This window comes from Sellimonas caecigallum (genome assembly GCF_019754295.1).
GTDB classification, from domain to species: Bacteria; Bacillota; Clostridia; order Lachnospirales; family Lachnospiraceae; genus Sellimonas; species Sellimonas caecigallum.
On sequence record NZ_VIRV01000018.1, the window covers coordinates 1 to 20,179 of the forward strand.

Annotated in this window: 19 protein-coding genes and 1 pseudogene; 18 read left to right on the forward strand and 2 right to left on the reverse strand. The window is 47.4% G+C overall.

Annotated elements, in window-relative coordinates:
• Positions 1-418: 418 nt before the first annotated feature.
• Positions 419-862: a zinc ribbon domain-containing protein gene (locus FLB61_RS10600; protein WP_221920107.1), complete on the reverse strand. Its 444-nt coding sequence runs from the start codon at positions 860-862 to the stop codon at positions 419-421.
• Between the two features lie 263 nt (positions 863-1,125).
• Between FLB61_RS10600 and FLB61_RS10605 the strand changes: the two genes are divergently transcribed.
• From FLB61_RS10605 to FLB61_RS10620, 3 genes are all read left to right on the forward strand, one after another.
• The gene (locus FLB61_RS10605) at positions 1,126-2,166 is read left to right on the forward strand and encodes a helix-turn-helix domain-containing protein (RefSeq protein WP_221920109.1); all 1,041 of its coding nucleotides are present in this window, start codon (positions 1,126-1,128) and stop codon (positions 2,164-2,166) included.
• Positions 2,167-2,245: 79 nt separating this feature from the next.
• Positions 2,246-2,575: a DUF3795 domain-containing protein gene (locus tag FLB61_RS10610; protein WP_246599204.1), complete on the forward strand. Its 330-nt coding sequence runs from the start codon at positions 2,246-2,248 to the stop codon at positions 2,573-2,575.
• Between the two features lie 298 nt (positions 2,576-2,873).
• Positions 2,874-3,788: a DUF2935 domain-containing protein gene (locus tag FLB61_RS10620; RefSeq protein ID WP_334300402.1), complete on the forward strand. Its 915-nt coding sequence runs from the start codon at positions 2,874-2,876 to the stop codon at positions 3,786-3,788.
• A 165-nt stretch (positions 3,789-3,953) separates the two neighbouring features.
• Here the strand turns inward: FLB61_RS10620 and FLB61_RS10625 are convergent, their stop codons facing one another.
• On the reverse strand, positions 3,954-5,171 hold the full coding sequence (locus FLB61_RS10625; RefSeq protein WP_221920111.1) for an IS110 family RNA-guided transposase: 1,218 nt from the start codon (positions 5,169-5,171) through the stop codon (positions 3,954-3,956).
• Between the two features lie 302 nt (positions 5,172-5,473).
• On the opposite strand from FLB61_RS10625, the pseudogene FLB61_RS10630 reads away from it, so the two are divergent.
• The 15 genes and pseudogenes from FLB61_RS10630 (at position 5,474) to FLB61_RS10700 (ending at position 19,947) form a co-directional block, all read left to right on the forward strand.
• Positions 5,474-6,018: pseudogene (locus tag FLB61_RS10630) on the forward strand (flavodoxin).
• 58 nt (positions 6,019-6,076) lie between these two features.
• Positions 6,077-7,141: an FAD:protein FMN transferase gene (locus FLB61_RS10635; protein WP_221920113.1), complete on the forward strand. Its 1,065-nt coding sequence runs from the start codon at positions 6,077-6,079 to the stop codon at positions 7,139-7,141.
• A 319-nt stretch (positions 7,142-7,460) separates the two neighbouring features.
• Positions 7,461-8,243 carry a uridine phosphorylase gene (gene udp, locus FLB61_RS10640; protein WP_118636781.1) on the forward strand — a complete coding sequence of 261 codons (783 nt, stop codon included), beginning with the start codon at positions 7,461-7,463 and terminating at the stop codon, positions 8,241-8,243.
• 14 nt (positions 8,244-8,257) lie between these two features.
• Positions 8,258-8,683 carry a cytidine deaminase gene (locus tag FLB61_RS10645; RefSeq protein ID WP_221920114.1) on the forward strand — a complete coding sequence of 142 codons (426 nt, stop codon included), beginning with the start codon at positions 8,258-8,260 and terminating at the stop codon, positions 8,681-8,683.
• 7 nt (positions 8,684-8,690) lie between these two features.
• On the forward strand, positions 8,691-9,881 hold the full coding sequence (locus FLB61_RS10650; RefSeq protein WP_221920115.1) for a phosphopentomutase: 1,191 nt from the start codon (positions 8,691-8,693) through the stop codon (positions 9,879-9,881).
• A 34-nt stretch (positions 9,882-9,915) separates the two neighbouring features.
• On the forward strand, positions 9,916-11,103 hold the full coding sequence (locus FLB61_RS10655; protein WP_318256974.1) for a BMP family lipoprotein: 1,188 nt from the start codon (positions 9,916-9,918) through the stop codon (positions 11,101-11,103).
• Positions 11,104-11,128: 25 nt separating this feature from the next.
• Positions 11,129-12,655, forward strand: a complete 1,527-nt coding sequence (locus FLB61_RS10660; protein ID WP_221920116.1) for an ABC transporter ATP-binding protein — start codon at positions 11,129-11,131, stop codon at positions 12,653-12,655.
• 3 nt (positions 12,656-12,658) lie between these two features.
• Positions 12,659-13,750, forward strand: a complete 1,092-nt coding sequence (locus FLB61_RS10665; protein WP_087201269.1) for an ABC transporter permease — start codon at positions 12,659-12,661, stop codon at positions 13,748-13,750.
• 17 nt (positions 13,751-13,767) lie between these two features.
• Positions 13,768-14,709, forward strand: a complete 942-nt coding sequence (locus FLB61_RS10670) for an ABC transporter permease (protein ID WP_087166857.1) — start codon at positions 13,768-13,770, stop codon at positions 14,707-14,709.
• 32 nt (positions 14,710-14,741) lie between these two features.
• Positions 14,742-16,010: an amidohydrolase family protein gene (locus tag FLB61_RS10675; RefSeq protein ID WP_221920117.1), complete on the forward strand. Its 1,269-nt coding sequence runs from the start codon at positions 14,742-14,744 to the stop codon at positions 16,008-16,010.
• Between the two features lie 54 nt (positions 16,011-16,064).
• Positions 16,065-16,796 (forward strand): Crp/Fnr family transcriptional regulator, encoded by a 732-nt coding sequence (locus FLB61_RS10680; RefSeq protein WP_087166859.1) that lies wholly within the window; start codon positions 16,065-16,067, stop codon positions 16,794-16,796.
• A 16-nt stretch (positions 16,797-16,812) separates the two neighbouring features.
• Positions 16,813-17,625 (forward strand): purine-nucleoside phosphorylase, encoded by an 813-nt coding sequence (locus FLB61_RS10685; protein ID WP_221920118.1) that lies wholly within the window; start codon positions 16,813-16,815, stop codon positions 17,623-17,625.
• Between the two features lie 36 nt (positions 17,626-17,661).
• The gene (gene add / locus FLB61_RS10690; RefSeq protein WP_221920119.1) at positions 17,662-18,627 is read left to right on the forward strand and encodes an adenosine deaminase; all 966 of its coding nucleotides are present in this window, start codon (positions 17,662-17,664) and stop codon (positions 18,625-18,627) included.
• Position 18,628: 1 nt separating this feature from the next.
• Positions 18,629-19,300, forward strand: a complete 672-nt coding sequence (deoC, locus tag FLB61_RS10695; protein ID WP_221920121.1) for a deoxyribose-phosphate aldolase — start codon at positions 18,629-18,631, stop codon at positions 19,298-19,300.
• A 14-nt stretch (positions 19,301-19,314) separates the two neighbouring features.
• Positions 19,315-19,947 carry a hypothetical protein gene (locus FLB61_RS10700; protein WP_221920122.1) on the forward strand — a complete coding sequence of 211 codons (633 nt, stop codon included), beginning with the start codon at positions 19,315-19,317 and terminating at the stop codon, positions 19,945-19,947.
• Positions 19,948-20,179: the final 232 nt, after the last annotated feature.

Sequence of the window (20,179 nt, forward strand, 5' to 3'; positions counted from 1 at the left end):
TAAAAATTTGAACTGGCACAAATATGAGAAGAAGTTATAAGAAATAAGAATAATAAAATCAATAAAAATCATAGAAAAGCAGACAGTTCAATCTATCTGCCGAGGAGTTCGAATAGACACCACATCTCTGGGAAACCTTGTTTTGCAGGCTTTCCAGAGATTTTTCTCTTTTATTGGCTACAAATTGGCTACACCTGCCATTTGGCTACTATTCGGAACTGTCGTTCCGTTAATCATATTTGGATAAAGGTATGCTGGGAAGTTTCATAAACTTTTTGGCATTTTTCTTTGGCGAACTTTGTGGGAGTTTTCGTGAACCGAGGGCCTCTGAGCTTCAGGAGAAAATTCAATGAAAGATCTCAGGAAAGTTCAAACTGCCCTCGGGATTGTCTGCCGGAAAGGTTGGTTATTCATAACATCATTTCCAGTGTTTTAATTGTGAAAGAAAGGAATCATATTGCGCACGTCTGGTTTCATTGTCTAAATTATCAGGATTTGGCATATGTTTGACCAGATAATCAAGTAAAGATTCTTTTGATTCATATGTAAATTTGCCATCGGTATAGCACCATTTGCAATACTCTTCATTATAGCTTTTATCTGATTCTCGGCTGATCAAACTGTCTTCACTTAAGGGCATTCCGCAGCATTGGCAGATAAGCTGTCGTGGCGAGCCAAGAAGTGTGTTGATTGAGACATCAAATACTTGTGATAATAGTTTGAATGTTTCTGTGTTTGGCAGTGTTTCGCCGGTTTCCCAACGGCTGACTGCTTGTCTGGTAACATGTATACGCTCTGCCAGCTGCTCTTGTGTAAGATTATTTTTCTCACGCAGGTTTTTGAGAATATCTCGTGTTTCCATGCTCTTTCCTCCTAAAAATTATGCTGTTTACAGTATAGCCTTGTGCCGTAGCCCTTGCAAGCAACTCGCGGTTGCTGTGGAATGGGAATGCGCTGGTATAACCGTAGGATGAGGCTTTTCTTTATCCCATATCAGATGAAATATAAATAACAGTTAATTTTTTTGAAGTTTATTTAACAGAGGCTCAGTTGTAGAGGGTAGACATGTTTGGTATGATTGTATTAGCAAAGGCCGATGCAAATCAACGCAAGGGAGATGCTTATATGTCATTAGGAAAAGTGATTAGAAAATACAGAAAAATCAGAAATATGACACAGGAAGAAATGGCAGGGAGGCTTGGAGTGACGGCTCCAGCGGTAAATAAGTGGGAGAATGAAAATTCTTATCCGGATATTACACTCTTAGCGCCGATAGCCAGATTATTAGGAATTTCGCTGGATACATTGCTGTCATTCCGTGAAGAATTGACAATGGAAGAAATAAACGGGATTATTCGTGAAGCGGACCTGAAATTAAAAGAACAGTCCTATGAAGAAGCATTTCAGTGGGCAAAGAAAAAACTGGAACAATATCCAAATTGTGAGCAGCTAATCCTCAATATTGCAGTTATCTTTGATGCACAGCGCATCGTGCAGGATATTCCCAAAGAAGCAGAATATGATGAATATTTTTGCTCTTTGTATACTCGCATATTGAACAGTACCGATGAAGCAAATCGTATCAGGGCGGCTGATGCGCTGGTCGGGTTTTATATGAGAAAAAAGCAGTATGATAAGGCAGAAAAGTATCTGGAGTACTTTTCCATTCAGAATCCGGAAAGGAAGAGAAAGCAAGCGCAGATTTATGCCGAGACAGGGAAGATAAAGGAAGCCTATAAAGCGTATGAAGAACTTTTATTCACAGATTTTCAGAGAACCAGTATGGAACTTCATGGGATGTATATGCTTGCAATACAGGAGAATGACAGAAAAAGAGCGCACATGCTTGTAGATAAGCAAAAGGAACTGGCAAAGTGTTTTGAAATGGGAAAATATTATGAAGTTTCAAATGGGCTTGACCTTGCATTATTGGAGAAAGATGCCGACTCTGTGATAGATCTGGTGGAAGAAGTACTTTCCTGTGTGGAACAAATTGGAGAGTTCAGAAAATCGCCTCTCTATGAACATATGGAATTTAAGGAAGTGAGAGAGGAATTTATCGCAGAGATGAAAGAAAATCTGCTGAAATGCTTCCGTGATGAAGAAAGCTATGGATTTTTAAAAGATGACGAGAGGTGGCAGAGGCTTTTGATGAAATGGCGATAGAGTAAGGAATAGAAAACGACTTGGAGGTGGTGCGATGAAATGAGAATTAGGAATTGCCAGATGTGGACTTGCATGCTGTTTGTGTTCTGAAAATGTGACCTGCAATGGATGCAATTCTGGCGAATGTCCAGATAAAGACTGGTGTGAAAATAGAGAATGCACAGTTTCTAAAAAGATTGGACATTGTTATGAATGCAATGAAAAATGTAGAAAGGGATTACTGGCGAAAATCAAGCCATATGCATTTACTGAATTTGCCAGAAGGTATGGCGAAAATTATCTTCTGGACTGCCTTGAAAGAAACGAGAAAAACGAAATCGTTTATCATCGCGAGGGCATAAATGGCGACTATGATGACTTCGATGACGTGGAAGCACTTATAGAATATATAAAGACAGGACAACGATAAATCCTAAAATTGTCAAAGAAGAAAAACAGCGTCGCTTTGAACTGAAACAGCAGAAGAGAAAAGAGAAACATAGAGGCAGGTAATAAAAGCTGGTAGTTCTTTGGTTGCAGCATGTAGGTACAAAGAAAGTTTAGTCCTTCGCCATAAGGCGGAGGGCTTTTTTCATAGTGGGGAGCAGCAGGACCATTTGGCGCTGGCAACATATATTATAAAGAATATTAAAATAACAGGATGTGCATTAGCATGGAGAAATATGTTAGAGCATCATTGGAAACACATTTGTTTTTTTGGGAGAATTATGAAGGAGCATGCGTTGTTTCTTCAGGCGGGTTTCCCGGCAGGAGAGACAGGGTACAGAAACAAAGCGAACTGGTACCGTGAAGAATTCGAAAAAGCACTATGGCAGACCGTACGCCTCTCAGACGGAATGGTAGGGAAAGACGTCCTGCGTTCTGGAGAAGTGTTCACAGAATTTACGGTCATGGCGGAACAGCAGACGGGAAGACTTACAAAGATTCCTATCGATTTTCGGATCACACAGGCCGAGGAGAGACTGCGCGCAGGCTGTGCAAAATGTGCGGACGAAAGAATGGCATGGCGGATCGGTCAGTTGAATCAGCATGTTTTGCATTTACTGAGTGGCCTGATCATGTTTAAAAAGCAGATATTGCGGGAGGTTACTTCTTGCAGGTTATATACTGCCAATTATCCGCTGCTGATCGAGCACATTATCCGGGAGGCGGAATTGTACCAGCACATTATAACATCGCTGGAGGAAAGAACATGCATGTCGTCCGAAAATATGGTTGAGACGGAGCTGTTCTGGAATCAGATTATGATGGAGCATGCACTGTTTATACGAGGTCTGCTTGACCCGACAGAGTGTGAACTTGTAGAAACGGCAGATACGTTTGCAGGGGATTACTGCCGGCTTCTGGAAGAAGCGAGGCAGCAGGACTGCAGAGCCATGAATGGACTGACAAGAAGAACATTGGAAACCACAAAACGGTATCGCGATTTTAAGGCGGCAGGTACAAAAGGGATTACAGGATGCGATATACGTTCCATTATCCTCACGCTGCTGGCGGATCACGTGCTTCGGGAAGCACAGCCGGATGCCACAGTCATAGAAGAAGGATTATCGATTTCCAGAAACAGCGTGGAGGATGCTCAAAGTGAAGTGATCGACTGGGTGGACGCACTGAATTTGTAAAAAATCAGAATGAGCAAAAGAAAGTGAGGATCGCAGATAAAAAGTCTGCAAATAAAAAGTCAAGCAGAAATTAATGAACTTTGAAAATTTTATACAGGTTGAAAAAAGAGTATCACAACAAGACCACCGCAGTGCGCTGGCCTGAAGCAAAGTATGGGATTGAAATCAACTTTCTTTGGCTTCTTCCAGAGAAGCAAGGTATTCCCTTACTCGTCCGTAATAAATGCGGAGGAACTTATTGGCTCCTGCAGTCATATAGACATAATACGGTTTGCCTTCTGAGCGTTTCTTGTCCATGAAGGTATAGACTGGATCATCAACAGGAGAACGTTTGATCAATCCGTCCATGATCTGAAACAGTGTTTTGCGCAGGCTTGGAGAGCCTTTCTTTGAAGTACGCACACTTTTCTGGTTGCGTTTTCCTGAATCATTTTTACCAGGATCGACACCGGCGAAAGCGGTAAGCGCTTCTCTGTGAGTGAAACGGGTAACGTCTCCGATCTCAGCCATAAGCTGGGGACCGAGTGATGGGCCGACACCGTTCATTGCCATAACAACCGGATATTCCGGAAGCGTGGCGGCAGTCTGATCCATTTTAAGGCGGAGAGCCTCCACTGTCTGGGAAGCGGTGTTCAGCATCGTGACAGCCTGCCGTATCAGCGTTTTTGTGCTGTCATCTTTCGGAAATACGGCGATCAGGTCAGAAGAGCTCTGATAGATCTTTTCCGCCTTTGAGGCACTGAAGTTATAACCGTTGCGTTTGCACCACTTCCGGTAATGCTCCGTAAAGGCTTGCAGAGACTTGCTACGTACACAGTCCACATGCCAGTAGGTGTAGACAAAGTCCACCCATTTCTGGGAGCCGTCACTGCGGGCAGGGCTGTCAAAGAAGTCATTGGCTCCGGGATAGGTTTGATCCAGAAGGGAAATGAGATTGTTTTTCATGGCAGTTTTTTGATCCATGTAGAAACCGAACTGCCGGTTCATTGTTTTGAGTTGGTTGCGTATTTTATCCATGCTTCCATATTGCTTCAGTTTTGCCCAGCGGTCAAGAGCATAACGGGCGATTTTTTTAGAATCCGCTTTATCCGTCTTTGGAGCACGGAGAGAGTCATCTCCGAAATCCCTGATCAAGATGGGATTGACAGCGCTGACAAAGATGCCGGCGTCAGAGAGCCAGTTGGCAACCGGTTCATAGTATCTGCCGGTATGCTCCATGCAGGCTTTGGTTTCGCCGTCAAGGTTTTTGATCTGCTCAATAAGAGCATTGATAGCGGACTGGGTGTGTGGGATATCGCAGGGCGGCATCAGAACCACATCTCCGGGTCTGCGGATGGTGACAGTGCTTTTACCTTTGGAAACATCAATACCAACAGCGTTCATGATAAAAACTCCTTTGAAATGAATTAGCAATGGTCAATACCAGATTTACTCATTGCCTATTCAATCTACTGGAGATATCACACGAACGAGAAAGTTCAACCTGCGTAAAACGAATGCTGCGAATGAGGGCTGGTTGGCTGACTTTTTTACGGACGTTAAGTCCAAGAAAGGAGAGGCCAGACCTATTGCCACACTCATTCTAACAGCTTAAGCAACAAGATGGGTAATTCCTTACTGGCTGTAAGGGGTATTAACCATAAATATATTGTAGTAGAAAAGGAGTAAAAAAATTAGTGGCACTGATGGGCGCAGCAGTTCTGTTTGCTTCATTGGCAGCGTGCGGGGATACATCCTCTTCGGAAAAGAATGGGAAGACTCAAGAAGAGACAACGAGTGGCTCAGTACCTTTGGTGGCTTATTTTTCCTATTCGGGTAATACGGAGGAAGTGGCACAGCAAATTGCAGATCGTACGGGAGGGACAATGGCACAGATCGAGCGTGCGGTACCCTATGATGATGTAAACGCAGAAGGGGAAGAAGAATTAAACAGTAACGCCCGTCCGGAGATCACGGTCAGTGTTGACAATGTAGATGAGTATGAGACGATTTTTGTTGGATATCCGATCTGGTGGGATGAGGCTCCTATGGTAATTGCATCTTTTTTGGAGTCTTATGATTTCAGCGGAAAACGATTATCCCATTTTGCACCAGTGCCAGCGACTCCATAGATAACAGCATTCACATCTTCAGAGACCTTGCACCGGATGCAGAACTTGAAGAAGGATTGACTGCAAATAGCACGGAAGAGATTGCACCGTGGCTTGAAGGGTTGGGATTTGGAGACTAAGAGAAAACCATGGAAAATGACCAGGATAAGTTCTGCAAGTGTCAAGGAGGTGTAAAAAATGAATAAGAAAAGATGGAAACAGGCAGGTGCAGCCGTTTTTATGACAATACTTCTTATGACAGGATGTTTCTTATCCAGCAGCAGTGAAAATCGTGGGGAAGAAGAATCAGGGGAAACGGAATTCTTCGCCATGAATACTTATCTTACATTCCAGGCCTACGGAGAAGCGGGAACTATAGAAAATGCATTGAAGGAAGCGCAGGAGAGAGTGGAGGAACTGGAAAAGAAATGGTCTGTAACAGATCCGGACAGTGAAATTTACAAACTTAACCACAGCAAGGAGAGAAGCGCGGTACTTTCAAATGATACGGCAGAAGTAATACGTTTCGCGCTTAGTATGGCGGAGGAAACTGGCGGAAGACTGGACCCCACCCTTTATCCTGTGCTCCGGGCCTGGGGATTTACGACAGAGGATAACAGGATTCCTGGGCAGGAGGAGCTTTCGGAATTGCTTGAGAAAACCGGATACGAGAAGATATCTATGGAAGGGAACCGTCTTACCATACCGGAAGGCATGGAGATTGATCTTGGCGCCGTCGGAAAAGGATACGCGGGAGATGAAGCGGCAGAAGTGTTGAAAAAATATGGAATTGCATCGGCGCTTCTGAACCTGGGAGGAAATGTCCAGGCTGTAGGCAGCAGACCAGACGGAAGAGACTGGCGGTTGGGTATCCGTAGTCCTTTTGGAGAAGGAAATCTGGGCGTCCTTGAGGTGTCGGACAAGGCAGTTGTCACATCGGGAAATTATGAACGGTATTTTGTCGGAGAAGATGGAAGGACTTATGGTCACATCATGAATCCGGATACGGGCTGTCCGGTGGACAACGATCTGATATCAATGACAATCATAACAGACGAAGGGAAATGTGGAGATGCCCTTTCTACGTCCCTGTTTGTGATGGGATTGTCAGAAGCTGAGAAATTCTGGAGAGCACATCAGGATTTCGAAATGCTGGCAGTTACGGAAACCGGAGAAATTTATTTGACAGAAGGCATTGAGAACTCCTTTTCTTTGGAGACGTCTTTTCAGAAAATGAAGATCCATGTGATAGAAGAATCATGAAATAAAAAAATATAATTGACGGACAGTCCCCCGGAATGGCTCGAGAAGTGAGCGGTTCCGGGGGATTTTCTATAGAAAAAATCTGTCCAGGAATTGTCACATCTGCCGGCAGGATTATGGATAAAATAGATAAAAAATAGATGTAAAAATTGTGAAAAGTTACGTAAATGAACAAAAAGGGACTCGAGTCCTTTTTTATATGTTAAATTCCGGTTAAGATGCAAGTAAAGACGAACGAAATGAGGACAAGCCGGTATTTTTTTGTGTAAAAATGAGAACGGATGTCCATATTACAGGTAAGGGAAAGCGAGGTATGATTATGAATTATTCAGAAAACCCGAATAAACAATATCACATTCAGGTAGGAAAAGGAGATGTCGGACGTTATGTGATTCTTCCGGGGGATCCAAAACGGTGTGCAAAGATCGCAAAATATTTTGATGCTCCGGTTTTGATGGCAGACAACAGAGAATATGTGACTTATACGGGATATCTGGACGGCGAGAAAGTAAGTGTGACATCTACAGGAATCGGCGGTCCGTCCGCATCGATCGCCATGGAAGAGCTGGTTATGTCCGGGGCGGATACCTTTATCCGGATCGGAACATGCGGAGGAATGCAGCTGGATGTAAAGAGCGGGGACGTGGTAATCGCAAACGGGGCGATCCGTATGGAAGGGACGACACGGGAATACGCACCGATCGAGTTTCCGGCTGTGGCGGACATCCATCTTACCAACGCACTGATGGAATCAGCAAGGGAAATGGGAGCGCCGTACCATGTCGGCGTCGTTCAGTGTAAAGATTCCTTCTATGGCCAACACTCTCCGGAGCGGATGCCGGTCAGCTATGAGCTTCTGAATAAATGGGAAGCATGGAAGCGGCTTGGATGCCTGGCTTCCGAGATGGAATCGGCGGCCCTCTTTGTTGTAGCAAGCCACTTAAGAGTGCGGGCAGGATCCTGCTTCCTCGTTGTGGCAAACCAGGAACGGGAAAAGGAAGGACTGGAAAATCCGGTAGTCCATGATACCGATATGGCAGTCCGGGTAGCAGTGGGAGCAATCCGGAAACTGATTGAAGCGGACAAAAAGGCAGGAAAATAAAGGAGGGTGCACAGATGAGTGAAACACAGATTCAGGAACTGATTGAAACAGCCATTGCTCAACTTGCCTTCTCTTACACACCGTATTCCCATTTCAAAGTAGGGGCGGCTCTGCTTGCAAAAAACGGACGGATCTATACAGGATGCAATATAGAGAATGCGGCGTACACGCCGACGAACTGTGCCGAGCGGACCGCTATTTTCAAGGCAGTCAGCGAAGGGGTCCGGGAATTTGAAGCAATCTGTATTGTAGGCGGACCGGACGGAGAACTTTTGGATTATACACCACCTTGCGGAGTGTGCAGGCAGGTCATGATGGAATTCTGTCATCCGGACGAATTTCAGATTATCCTGGCAAAGGGAAAAGATGATTATCGGATTTATAAACTGAAAGATCTGATGCCTCAGGGATTTGGACCGGGCAATCTGGAAGAAAGGTAGGAGGAATATGAAACAGGCAAAACGGGTATTTGTAATTGTGATCGATTCTCTGGGAATCGGTGTCATGCCGGACGGGGAAAAGTTTGGAGATGTAGGAGTCAACACGCTCGGACACATTTCCGAATCAGTGGAGACCTTCCGGATTCCGGCGCTGCAAAAGCTTGGAATCGCAAATCTGACACAGCTTCGCCAGGTGCCGGCAGTAGAAAATCCACTTGGATACCAGGCGGCACTCCGGGAAAGAAGTAACGGAAAGGATACGATGACCGGACACTGGGAGATCATGGGAGTGGAGACGAAAGAGCCGTTCAAGACATTTACAGAACACGGATTTCCGAAGGAACTGATCGACGAACTGGAAAAACGGACCGGACACAAAGTGATTGGAAACAAGAGTGCCAGTGGAACGGAGATTATAGAGGAACTTGGAGAAGAAGAAATCGCAACCGGACATATGATTGTGTACACTTCAGCGGATTCGGTGCTTCAGATCTGTGGAAATGAAGAGACCTTTGATTTACAGGAACTGTACCGTTGCTGCGAAATTGCAAGAGAACTGACGATGAAAGAAGAGTGGAGAGTCGGAAGAGTCATTGCAAGACCGTATGTCGGAAAGAAGAAAGGCGAATTCGAACGGACCAGCAATCGCCACGACTACGCCCTGAAGCCTCCGGTAAAGACGGCGCTGAATGTGCTTAAGGACAATGGCTTCGATGTGGTTTCTGTCGGAAAGATCAAGGACATTTTCGACGGAGAAGGCATCACGGAAGCATACAAATCCAAATCCTCTGTACATGGAATGGACCAGACCATCGAGCTTGCAGACAAAGATTTCCGCGGACTCTGCTTTGTCAATCTGGTAGATTTCGACGCAAAGTGGGGACACAGAAGAGACACGGAAGGGTATGCGAAAGAACTGGAGATGTTTGATGAAAAATTAGCGGTTTTGCTGGAAAAGCTAAGAGAGGACGATCTTTTAATCATCACGGCGGACCATGGAAATGACCCGACTTACACAGGAACCGACCACACTCGGGAGAAAGTACCGTTCCTTGCGTATTCCAGATCCATGGAAGGAAACGGAATGCTGCCGGAACAGGATACCTTTGCGGTGATCGGCGCGACGATCCTGGACAATTTCGGGCTGTCCATGCCGGAGGAGACAATCGGAACTTCCCTGCTTTCCTGTTTAAAATAAACACCATTCTACAAAAAAAGGAGGAAAAGAAGACATGAAAAGAATGAAAAAGCTTGCCGCGTTGTTTCTGGTAATCTGCATGGCGGTTTCCGTGATCGGATGCGGACCTTCCAAGTCCAGCCAGGGTACCGGGAATTCTGATTACCGTGTGGCCATGATCACGGACAGCGGCGACATAACAGACCAGTCTTTTAACCAGACAACTTACGAAGCATGTCTTGAGTACTGTACGGAAAATAATATCGATTTTACCTACAAAAAGCCGGACGGGGATACGGATTATGCCCGGATTGCCATGATCGATGTGGCCGTGGCAGAAGGATACAATATCATCGTCATGCCAGGTTATATTTTTGCGCCGGCGCTGGTAGAAGTTACCTACAAATATCCAGATGTCAAATTTATTGCGCTGGATATGACGGCAGGGGACATTATTGCGGCAGCAGTTGGAAATAAATATTATGAAAACCCGGACGCTTATGAGGCATCCGACTATTATAACGTGGAAAATACGTACTGTGCAGTGTACCAGGAAGAGATTCCGGGATATATGGCAGGGTACGCAGCCGTAAAGCTGGGATACCGGAAACTTGGCTTCCTCGGCGGTCAGGCGGTACCGGCAGTTATGAGATACGGATTCGGTTATGTACAGGGAATCAATGATGCGGCAAAAGAACTTGGAATTACCGACCAGATCGAAGTTGAGTACGCCTATGGCGGACAGTTTTACGGATCTACAGAAGTGACGGCAGCAATGGATACGTGGTACAGTCAGGGGACAGAGATTGTCTTTGCATGCGGCGGCGGGATCTTTACCTCTGCAGCAGAAGCCGCTTCAAAAGTGGGCGGAAAGATGATCGGTGTGGACAGCGACCAGTCTCCGATTATTGATGCGTACGGAGAGGGAATGACGGTAACATCCGCGATGAAAGGTCTGGGAGCGACTGTAAAGGCGATGCTGGATTCCATCATTGTAACAAACACCTGGGAAGAACATGTCGGAAAGATCGAAAACCTCGGACTTGTGTCGGGAACGGATATGGATGTCAATTATGTAGGACTTCCGGAAGATACGACACAGTGGAACGAAAACTTTACCGTAGACGATTACCACGAGCTGGTACGGAAAATCTATGACGGGGAAATTACCATCGATAATTCCACCGAAAAGATGCCGGAAGTATCTGTCAAGGTAAACGAAAGACAAGGATCGATCATGTAAAGTATACCGGAAGGAGGAAGCGAAAATGGGAGAATATGCAGTGGAAATGCTTCACATTACCAAGAGATTTCCTGGGATTGTGGCGAACGATGACATTACGCTTCAGTTGAAAAAAGGCGAGATCCACGCGCTCCTCGGAGAAAACGGAGCGGGGAAATCCACGTTGATGAGCGTGTTATTCGGACTGTATCAGGCGGAAGAAGGAGAAATCCGCAAAGACGGGAAAAAAGTAGAAATCAAAAATCCGAACGATGCCAACGCACTGGGAATCGGAATGGTGCACCAGCACTTCAAACTGGTAGAATGTTTTTCTGTGCTGGATAATATCATTCTCGGCGCAGAGCCGGTGCAGGGCGGATTTCTGAAAAAAGACGAAGCAAGAAAAAAGGTAATGGAATTGTCAAACCGGTATCATCTGCAGATTGATCCGGACGCCAAAGTGGAGAATATCACAGTTGGAATGCAGCAGAGAACGGAAATTTTAAAAATGCTGTACCGGGACAATGAGATTTTGATTTTTGACGAGCCGACGGCAGTGCTGACCGTGCAGGAAATCGAGGAACTGATGCAGATCATGAAAGGTCTTGCAAAGGAAGGAAAGAGTATCCTCTTCATTTCCCACAAGCTCAACGAGATCATGGAAGTTTCTGACCACTGTACGGTTTTAAGAAAAGGAAAATACGTCGGAACCGTCGAGACAAAAGATACGACGCCGGAGAAGCTTTCCGCCATGATGGTAGGAAGAAATGTCTCCTTTAAAGTAGAGAAAAAACCGGCCGAGCCTGGCGACGTGGTGCTGGATGTGAAGGACATGACCGTTGCCGGACAGAATAAAAAGGATGCGGTACAGGACGTCAGCTTCCAGGTGCGAAAAGGCGAGATTGTCTGCATTACCGGAATCGACGGAAACGGCCAGACAGAACTTGTTTACGGACTTTCCGGTCTGGAGCCGTTAAAGAGCGGAAGCATCCATATGAACGGAAAAGATATTACAAAAGCATCTGTCAGGGAACGCTCCACTTCCGGAATGAGTCACATTCCGGAAGACCGGCATAAGCACGGACTGGTTCTGGATTATTCTCTGGAGGACAATCTGGTGCTGCAGCGCTACTTTGAACCGCAGTTTACAAGCAAGGCCGGACTGATGAAGCGAAAAGAAATCCGGGAATACTCGGACCGCCTGATCGAAGAGTACGATATCCGTTCCGGACAGGGATCCTCTACTATCGTACGTTCCATGTCGGGGGGAAATCAGCAGAAGGCGATTATCGCAAGAGAGATCGACAAGAATCCGGATCTTCTGATTGCGGTGCAGCCGACACGGGGAGTCGACATCGGAGCAATTGAATCGATTCACAGGCAGCTGATCGAGCAGCGGGATGCCGGAAAGGCAGTCCTTCTGGTCAGCCTGGAACTGGATGAAGTCATGGATGTGCCGGACCGGATTCTCGTCATGTATGAAGGAAGACTTGTCGGGGAATTCAAACCGGATGAAGTGACGGTGGAAGAACTTGGTCTTTATATGACCGGCGCCAAGAAACAGGAGGTGTAGCATATGAATACAAAAAATGAAAAGAAACGGTTCCTGGAGATCGGCGGCGTACAGACGGTCATAGCGTCTCTGATCTGTATTATCCTTGGCCTTCTGGTAGGTTATATTGTGCTGCTGTGCATCAATCCGGCCGGAGCCTGGGATGCGATGACATCCATTTTAAAGAACTTCCTGTATTTCCCGAGACCGGAAGTTGCACTGGAATATTTCGGAAGCACCCTTGCCAAAACGGCGCCGCTTCTGATGTGTACCCTGTCCATCCTTTTTGCCTACAAAGTGGGGCTCTTTAACATCGGAGCTTCCGGACAGTACGCGGTAGGAGCAGGACTTGCCCTGTACCTGGCGCTTGCGTATCAGATGCCTTGGTATGTCTGTATGATCGCAGCCATGATCGGCGGAGGACTGCTCGGAGGAATCGCCGGAATTTTAAAGGCATACTTAAATGTAAACGAAGTTATCGCCGGAATCATGCTCAACTGGATCAGCCTTTACAGCGTCAACATGCTTCTGACGAACGTCAAGGAATCCAGTACGACCTATACAATGGCGCTTAAGACAAACAGCCCGGACGCCCTGATTCCGAGTCTTGGCCTGGACAAGCTGTTTTCTGACAACCGGTATGTGACGATCGCCATTCCGCTTGCAGTCATCATCGCCATTCTCGTATGGGTAGTCATGAGCAAGACAAAACTTGGATACGAATTAAAAGCAACCGGACTGAATAAAAATGCTGCAAAATATGCAGGTATGAAAGAAAAGAGAAACATGATCCTTACCATGGCGATCGCAGGATGTCTCGCAGGTCTTGGAGCTGCATTCCTTTACTTAAGCGGAATCGAGCAGTGGTCCTGTGCACAGACGGCAGTCCCGGCCATGGGATTCAACGGAATCGCGGCAGCCTTCCTCGGAGGCCTGAACCCGATCGGAAGTATTTTCTCAGCATTTTTCATCCAGCACATTACAAGCGGCGGATCCTATGTGGACAAGATGGTATACTGTGCGCAGATCTCCGATCTGATCTCGGCAATCATCATTTACTTCTGCGGTTTTGTATTATTCTTTAAATACTGCATGAACAGAAAAGCAAAGAAATAGGGAAGGAGGAAGAACATATGGCACTCTTATTACAATATACATTGATCTATGCATCAGTACTGATGCTTGTGGCCCTTGGCGGATGCTTTTCTGAACGAAGCGGTGTGATCAACCTTGGGCTGGAAGGTACCATGGTAATCGGTGCCCTCGGCGGCGCACTGGTAATGAAGTACATGGGAGATCTTCCGGCAGCGCTGATGATTCTGGCGGTTGTTCTTGGAAGTGTGATCTTTGGTATGATCTACTCCCTTCTGCTTGCAGTATCGGCCATCAACTTCAAGGCAGACCAGACACTGGTCGGAACAGCCATGAACCTTCTTGGAACAGCGGCGGCCACTGTCATTGTCAAAGCAATCAATATGGGAGAAAATGTAAACAATGTTTCCTCTTCCATTCAGTATATCGATCAGAGGAAAGCATTCTCGGCATTTAAAATCGGCAATTTTGAAGTAAGCTGGTTTATGATCCTGGCTGTCATCCTTCTGATCGTTGCGCACGTGGTTCTCTATAAAACCCGGTTTGGACTGAGACTGAGGGCGTGCGGCGAGCATCCGCAGGCAGCGGATTCTGTCGGAATCAACGTATACAAGATGCGTTATGCGGGCGTCCTGATTTCCGGATTTTTCGGAGGTCTGGGAGGAATCGTCTACATCACAGCAGGTGTCAGCGAATGGAAATTTGAAAACGGTGTGGCAGGATTCGGATTCCTTGCCCTTGCGGTTATGATCTTCGGACAGTGGGAGCCGAAGCTGATCGGACTGGCAGCGCTTCTGTTCGGTCTGTTCCGTGCACTGTCCAACGTGTACTCCGGATTCGACATTCTGGAAGCGCTCAATATCCCAAGCGCCGTTTACAACATGCTTCCATACATTATTTCCCTCGTGGTACTGGCTCTGTTCTCAAGGAACTCCAGGGCACCAAAAGCGGAAGGTATCCCTTACGATAAGGGACAACGATAACAGACGGAATTTCAGAGCAAGGAGAGAACAACATGGAACGATTTGCGATCAGAGGACAGATCTGCTATAGTGAAAATCAAAAGACAATCCGCACCATCGAGCATGGGTATGTTGTGTGCGAAGATGGAAAAAGCATCGGAGTATTTGAGACTCTTCCGGAAAAATGGAGCGGGATTCCCTGCCACGATTACGGCGACCGGCTGATCATTCCGGGACTGATTGACCTGCATGTCCATGCACCCCAGTACCCTTTCCGGGGACTGGGGATGGATCAGGAACTGATCGACTGGCTGAATACCCATACCTTCCCGGAAGAGGAAAAGTATCAGGATCCGGAATACGCAAAAAAGGCGTATGAAATTTTTCTGGATGATCTGCTTCACAGCGCGACAACGAGATCCTGCGTCTTTGGCACCTGCCATCCGGACGCTACACTCTGGCTCATGGAACAGATGGAGGCGGCAGGACTTGCGGGCTATGTGGGGAAGGTCAATATGGACCGGAACAGCCCGGAAGGTCTGTGTGAGGAAAGCGCCAAAGCATCCGCGGAAGCGACAGAGAACTGGATTCTGGCCGCAAAGAATCTTTCCAATGTCAGACCAATCCTGACGCCAAGATTTATTCCAACCTGCTCCGATGAATTGATGGAACTGCTCTCCGGGCTTCAGAAACAATACGATCTGCCGATGCAGTCCCATCTCTCGGAAAATTTAAGCGAAATCGACTGGGTCAAAGAACTGCAGCCAAAGGCGTCCTGCTACGGGGATGCCTACCGGATCCACGGTCTGTTTGGCGGGGACTGCCCGACCATCATGGCACACTGCGTGTACAGCGGGGAAGAGGAAATACGGATGATGAAAGAGCAGGGCGTCTTCATCGCCCACTGCCCGGAATCCAATGCAAACCTCGCCTCCGGAATCGCACCGGCAAGGAAATATATGGAACTGGGGATGCAGATGGGACTTGGCACCGATGTGGCCGCCGGTTCCTCCCTCTCTTTGTTCCGGGCGATGGCGATGGCCATCCAGTGTTCGAAGCTTCGGTGGAGACTCGTCGATCAAAGTCTGGCGCCCCTGACTGTGGAAGAAGTCTTTTACCTGGCGACCAAAGGCGGAGGTGCTTTCTTTGGAAAGGCTGGAAGCCTGGAAGAAGGGTACGAGTTTGACGCGGTTGTGATTGACGATCAGAAGATCCGGCACGCCCGTCCGCTTTCCGTCCGGGAACGGCTGGAGCGCCTGATCTATCTGGACGGGGATGCGAAGGTGGAAGCAAAATTTATCAAAGGAAAACAGGTAATCTGACAGAGTACGATCATGTGTGACGATTTACCAAAGGAGAACGGTAGGTGGGAAGGAATGGAAAACAAATATCTGGCAAAGATTCTGCCGTTTCTAAATGAGATTGAAGAGGACAGAAGAAAACAGTTTGAAGAGTATTTCCGGACAGTGCCCATGTGGCTGATGGACACCTTTGTGGTGGAAGAACTGGAAAAAGGGACGGTTTTCGTGCAGGAGGGAGAGCCTGCAGACATGATTTTCTTTATCGGGAAAGGTCTGATCAAAGCCACTGATTATCGGATTTACGGAATCAACTATGATTTTACTATGTTTGACAAGGTCTATGCATTCGGCGGAATGGAGGTCATCATCAATCTGGACAAGTACCAGACGACCCTCCAGACTGTGACAGAGTGTACGGTGCTAAAAATACCGAAAGAAGGGTTCAAAAAATGGCTGGATTCGGATATTGTTGCTCTCCAACAGGAGAGCCGGCTGATGGGCGAATATCTTCTGGAACAGGCCAGAGACAGCCGGATGCTTCTGTTTTTACAGGGAGCGGACCGGGTGGCATTCCTCCTGATGAAACGGTACCGCAAATATGCCCAGGGCGGCGTCCTGCGGATGAAGGGCGACCGGCAGGAACTGTCGGATTTCACGGGACTCTGTGTGAAGACGATCAGCCGTTCCATCAAGAAATTCAAGGAAAACGGGATGATTACGACACAGGGAAGCAATATCATGATTAACTATGAACAATACCGCAGAATGGAGGAGATGATCTCCGGAATTCTGGCGGAGGATTTATAAAAGGAGTGAATCAAAGATGGAAAAGAAATTACAGACCTGTCTTGCAAGTATTCGCGAAAAGACAGATTTCAAACCGGAAGTGGCATTGATTCTCGGAAGCGGACTGGGAGATTATGCAGACGGAATTCAGATTGAAACGACCGTGGATTACACCGAAATCGAGGGATTCCCGGTATCCACAGTAACAGGACATAAAGGACGCTTCGTCTTTGGAAATGTAGGAGATGTGCCGGTTGTCATCATGCAGGGCCGGGTTCACTATTACGAAGGTTACCCGATGTCCGACGTGGTTCTTCCTACCCGCCTGATGGGCCTTCTGGGGGCGAAAAAGCTGCTCCTTACCAATGCGGCCGGCGGAATCAACGAAAACTTCCGCCCGGGCGATTTCATGATGCTGACCGACCACATTGCCACAGGCGTGCCAAGTCCGCTGATCGGACCGAACCTGGACGACCTGGGACCTCGGTTCCCGGATATGAGCGAAGTGTACAGCCACAGAATCCAGGATGTGATCCGAAACGCCGCATCCGAGTGCGAGATTGATTTAAAAGAAGGCGTGTACGTTCAGCTTACCGGACCAAACTATGAGACGCCGGCCGAAGTACGGATGTGCAAAATCTGGGGCGGCGACGCTGTCGGTATGAGCACTGCCTGCGAGGCAATGGCGGCACGCCATATGGGTATGGAGATCGGAGGAATTTCCTGTATTACAAACCTGGCAGCCGGTATCAGTAAGGAAAAACTGGATCACAAAGAAGTGCAGGAGACTGCAGACCGCGTTTCCAAAGACTTCAAACGACTGGTAACAAAGATTATCGAAACGATGTAGGACTGATTTCGAGAGACGGAAGAAAGGCGTGAATATATGGATATCAAAACAATTCCGAAACTGGATCTGCACTGTCATCTGGACGGCTCTCTGACAAAAGCCATGATCGAGCGGCATCTGGGAAAACCGATACCGGAGGATGCCCTGACGGTGTCGGAGGACTGCCGGAGCCTGACAGAATATCTGGAAAAATTTGATCTGCCGGTACAGTGCCTGCAGGACGAGGCAGGACTGGAAGACGGTGCGTATACATTTGTAGAAGAGATTGCAAAGGAACATGTAGAATATATTGAAGTCCGGTTTGCTCCGATGCTTTCGGTTCACGAAAACTTAAGCTGCGCAAAGGTGATTGAGGCCGTGCGGAAAGGAATGGAGCGGGCGAAGGCAGATTTTCAGGTGCAGTCCGGGATTATCGTCTGTGCCATGAGAAATCACAGCCCGGAGCAGAACCTGTCCATGCTGAAATGTGCAAGGGAATATCTGGGACACGGCGTCTGTGCCCTGGATCTGGCAGGGGATGAATCCGCATTCCCGACCTCGGGATTCCGCGACATTTTTGCGGAAGCAAAACGTCTGGGCATGCCGTTTACCATTCATTCCGGGGAAACCGGAAATCTGGAAAATGTCCGGGAAGCCTACCAACTGGGAGCCAGACGGATCGGACACGGCATTGCGCTTCGCAAGGATCCGGAGCTGATGAAAGCTTACGCAAAGGCCGGTATCGGCGTGGAGATGTGTCCGACCAGCAACTTTCAGACGAAGGCGGCAGCAGGATGGGAAGACTATCCGCTTCGCCAGTTTGTAGATGCAGGAATCAAGGTCAGCATCAACACAGACAACCGGACAGTCAGCGGCACAACCATGACAAAAGAGCTGACGAGAGTCTATGAGCAGTACGGTCAGGATGACGAACTGATTCTCACCCTGCTTCGCAACGCCGCGGAAACGGCATTTGACCCGGAAATCAAAGAGATATTGGAAACGAAATGGAAAGGGATTTAAGATGGAAAAGAAAGAAATTTTGAAATATGTAGACCATACCCTGCTGACTCAGGGAGCAACCTGGGAGGAGATCCGCCAGATTCTGGACGACGCCATGAAATATGAGACGGCATCCGCCTGCATTCCGGCGTCCTATGTAAAACAGGCAGCAGATTATGTGGAAGGGAAACTTCCGATCTGCACCGTGATCGGATTCCCGAACGGGTACAGCACAACGGCAGTCAAAGTATTTGAAACAAAAGACGCCATCGAAAACGGAGCCTCCGAGATTGATATGGTTATCAATATCGGTTGGCTAAAAGATAAGAAATATGAGGCGCTGGAAGACGAAATCCGCCAGATCCACGAGGCATGCGGCGGCCGTATTCTGAAAGTGATCATCGAGACGTGCCTGCTGACCGAAGAAGAGAAGATTAAGATGTGCGAGATCGTCACAAAAGCAGGCGCAGAATATATCAAGACATCCACCGGATTTTCCACCGCAGGTGCAACTTTTGCGGACGTGGAACTGATGCGGACTCATGTTGGATCTGACGTCAAAGTGAAAGCGGCAGGAGGCATTTCATCTTTCGATGACGCGGAAGAATTCATCCGACTTGGTGCGGAGCGCCTTGGAACAAGCAGACTTGTGAAAATCATGAAAAACAGCCCGGACGCAGGAGCCGGATACTAGAAGGAGGAGACAGCGTGAGCACCCATATGATGATAGAGCTGGTCGGGTATTTCGGATCCGCCCTTGTGCTGGTATCCTTTCTGATGGCCTCGGTGGTCAAACTTAGGATTATCAACATGGCCGGCGGAGTGATCTGTACGATCTATTCTCTGGTAATCCATGCATATCCGACGGCAATCATGAATACCTGCCTCGTTCTGATCAACTTTTATTACCTGATGCGGCTCCGGAAAACAGAGAGGGCTTACGATGTGATCGAGGGAAAGCCGGAAGAATCCATGCTGCATTATTTTGTGAACCGGTATGCGGCAGATATCCAGAAATACTTTCCAGATTTTGATACAATATCAAAGACAATGCAGGGCTGCAATGCTGCCTATATCGTCTGCCATGACACTGCTCCGGCAGGAATCCTCCTCGGAAATCGGCGCCCGGATGGAGAGCTGGATGTGATACTGGACTATTCCACGCCGGCATACAGAGACTGCTCAGTCGGGACCTGCCTGTATTCCAGGCTGAAAGAGCAGGGAATACGGAAGCTGACCTTTGCTGGAACACCGGGGCTCCATGAATCCTACTTACAGACAATGGGATTTACAAAAAAAGAAGGGGCTTACGTCAAAGAACTGGATCAGGATAAGAAATGATTCAATCCATATTAGAACGGGCGAGACAATAATTAAGCAAAAATAACTGTTTTCAAAACAATGAAAGACCAAGGATAAAAGACCTCCGGGATGTACATTGAGAGATGTGCACTTCGGAGGTTTTGTTTGATGTTGACATACATAGAGTTGCATGGAAACATGAAAATAAGGAATCCGGAGGCCAGGTGGAAGATCCACACTCCTCATCTGTGTTTAGATGGGGATTTATGAT

Bases quoted from the DNA above. Each gene is read 5' to 3' on its own strand.
- FLB61_RS10660 (WP_221920116.1), top strand. From the start codon at position 11,129: ATGGGAGAATATGCAGTGGAAATGCTTCACATTACCAAGAGATTTCCT.
- FLB61_RS10675 (WP_221920117.1), top strand. From the start codon at position 14,742: ATGGAACGATTTGCGATCAGAGGACAGATCTGCTATAGTGAAAATCAA.
- FLB61_RS10605 (WP_221920109.1), top strand. From the start codon at position 1,126: ATGTCATTAGGAAAAGTGATTAGAAAATACAGAAAAATCAGAAATATG.
- FLB61_RS10600 (WP_221920107.1), bottom strand. From the start codon at position 862: ATGGAAACACGAGATATTCTCAAAAACCTGCGTGAGAAAAATAATCTT.
- FLB61_RS10655 (WP_318256974.1), top strand. From the start codon at position 9,916: ATGAAAAGAATGAAAAAGCTTGCCGCGTTGTTTCTGGTAATCTGCATG.
- FLB61_RS10620 (WP_334300402.1), top strand. From the start codon at position 2,874: ATGAAGGAGCATGCGTTGTTTCTTCAGGCGGGTTTCCCGGCAGGAGAG.
- FLB61_RS10670 (WP_087166857.1), top strand. From the start codon at position 13,768: ATGGCACTCTTATTACAATATACATTGATCTATGCATCAGTACTGATG.
- deoC (WP_221920121.1), top strand. From the start codon at position 18,629: ATGGAAAAGAAAGAAATTTTGAAATATGTAGACCATACCCTGCTGACT.
- FLB61_RS10625 (WP_221920111.1), bottom strand. From the start codon at position 5,171: ATGAACGCTGTTGGTATTGATGTTTCCAAAGGTAAAAGCACTGTCACC.
- FLB61_RS10645 (WP_221920114.1), top strand. From the start codon at position 8,258: ATGAGTGAAACACAGATTCAGGAACTGATTGAAACAGCCATTGCTCAA.
- FLB61_RS10685 (WP_221920118.1), top strand. From the start codon at position 16,813: ATGGAAAAGAAATTACAGACCTGTCTTGCAAGTATTCGCGAAAAGACA.
- add (WP_221920119.1), top strand. From the start codon at position 17,662: ATGGATATCAAAACAATTCCGAAACTGGATCTGCACTGTCATCTGGAC.
- FLB61_RS10635 (WP_221920113.1), top strand. From the start codon at position 6,077: ATGAATAAGAAAAGATGGAAACAGGCAGGTGCAGCCGTTTTTATGACA.
- udp (WP_118636781.1), top strand. From the start codon at position 7,461: ATGAATTATTCAGAAAACCCGAATAAACAATATCACATTCAGGTAGGA.
- FLB61_RS10665 (WP_087201269.1), top strand. From the start codon at position 12,659: ATGAATACAAAAAATGAAAAGAAACGGTTCCTGGAGATCGGCGGCGTA.
- FLB61_RS10650 (WP_221920115.1), top strand. From the start codon at position 8,691: ATGAAACAGGCAAAACGGGTATTTGTAATTGTGATCGATTCTCTGGGA.
- FLB61_RS10680 (WP_087166859.1), top strand. From the start codon at position 16,065: ATGGAAAACAAATATCTGGCAAAGATTCTGCCGTTTCTAAATGAGATT.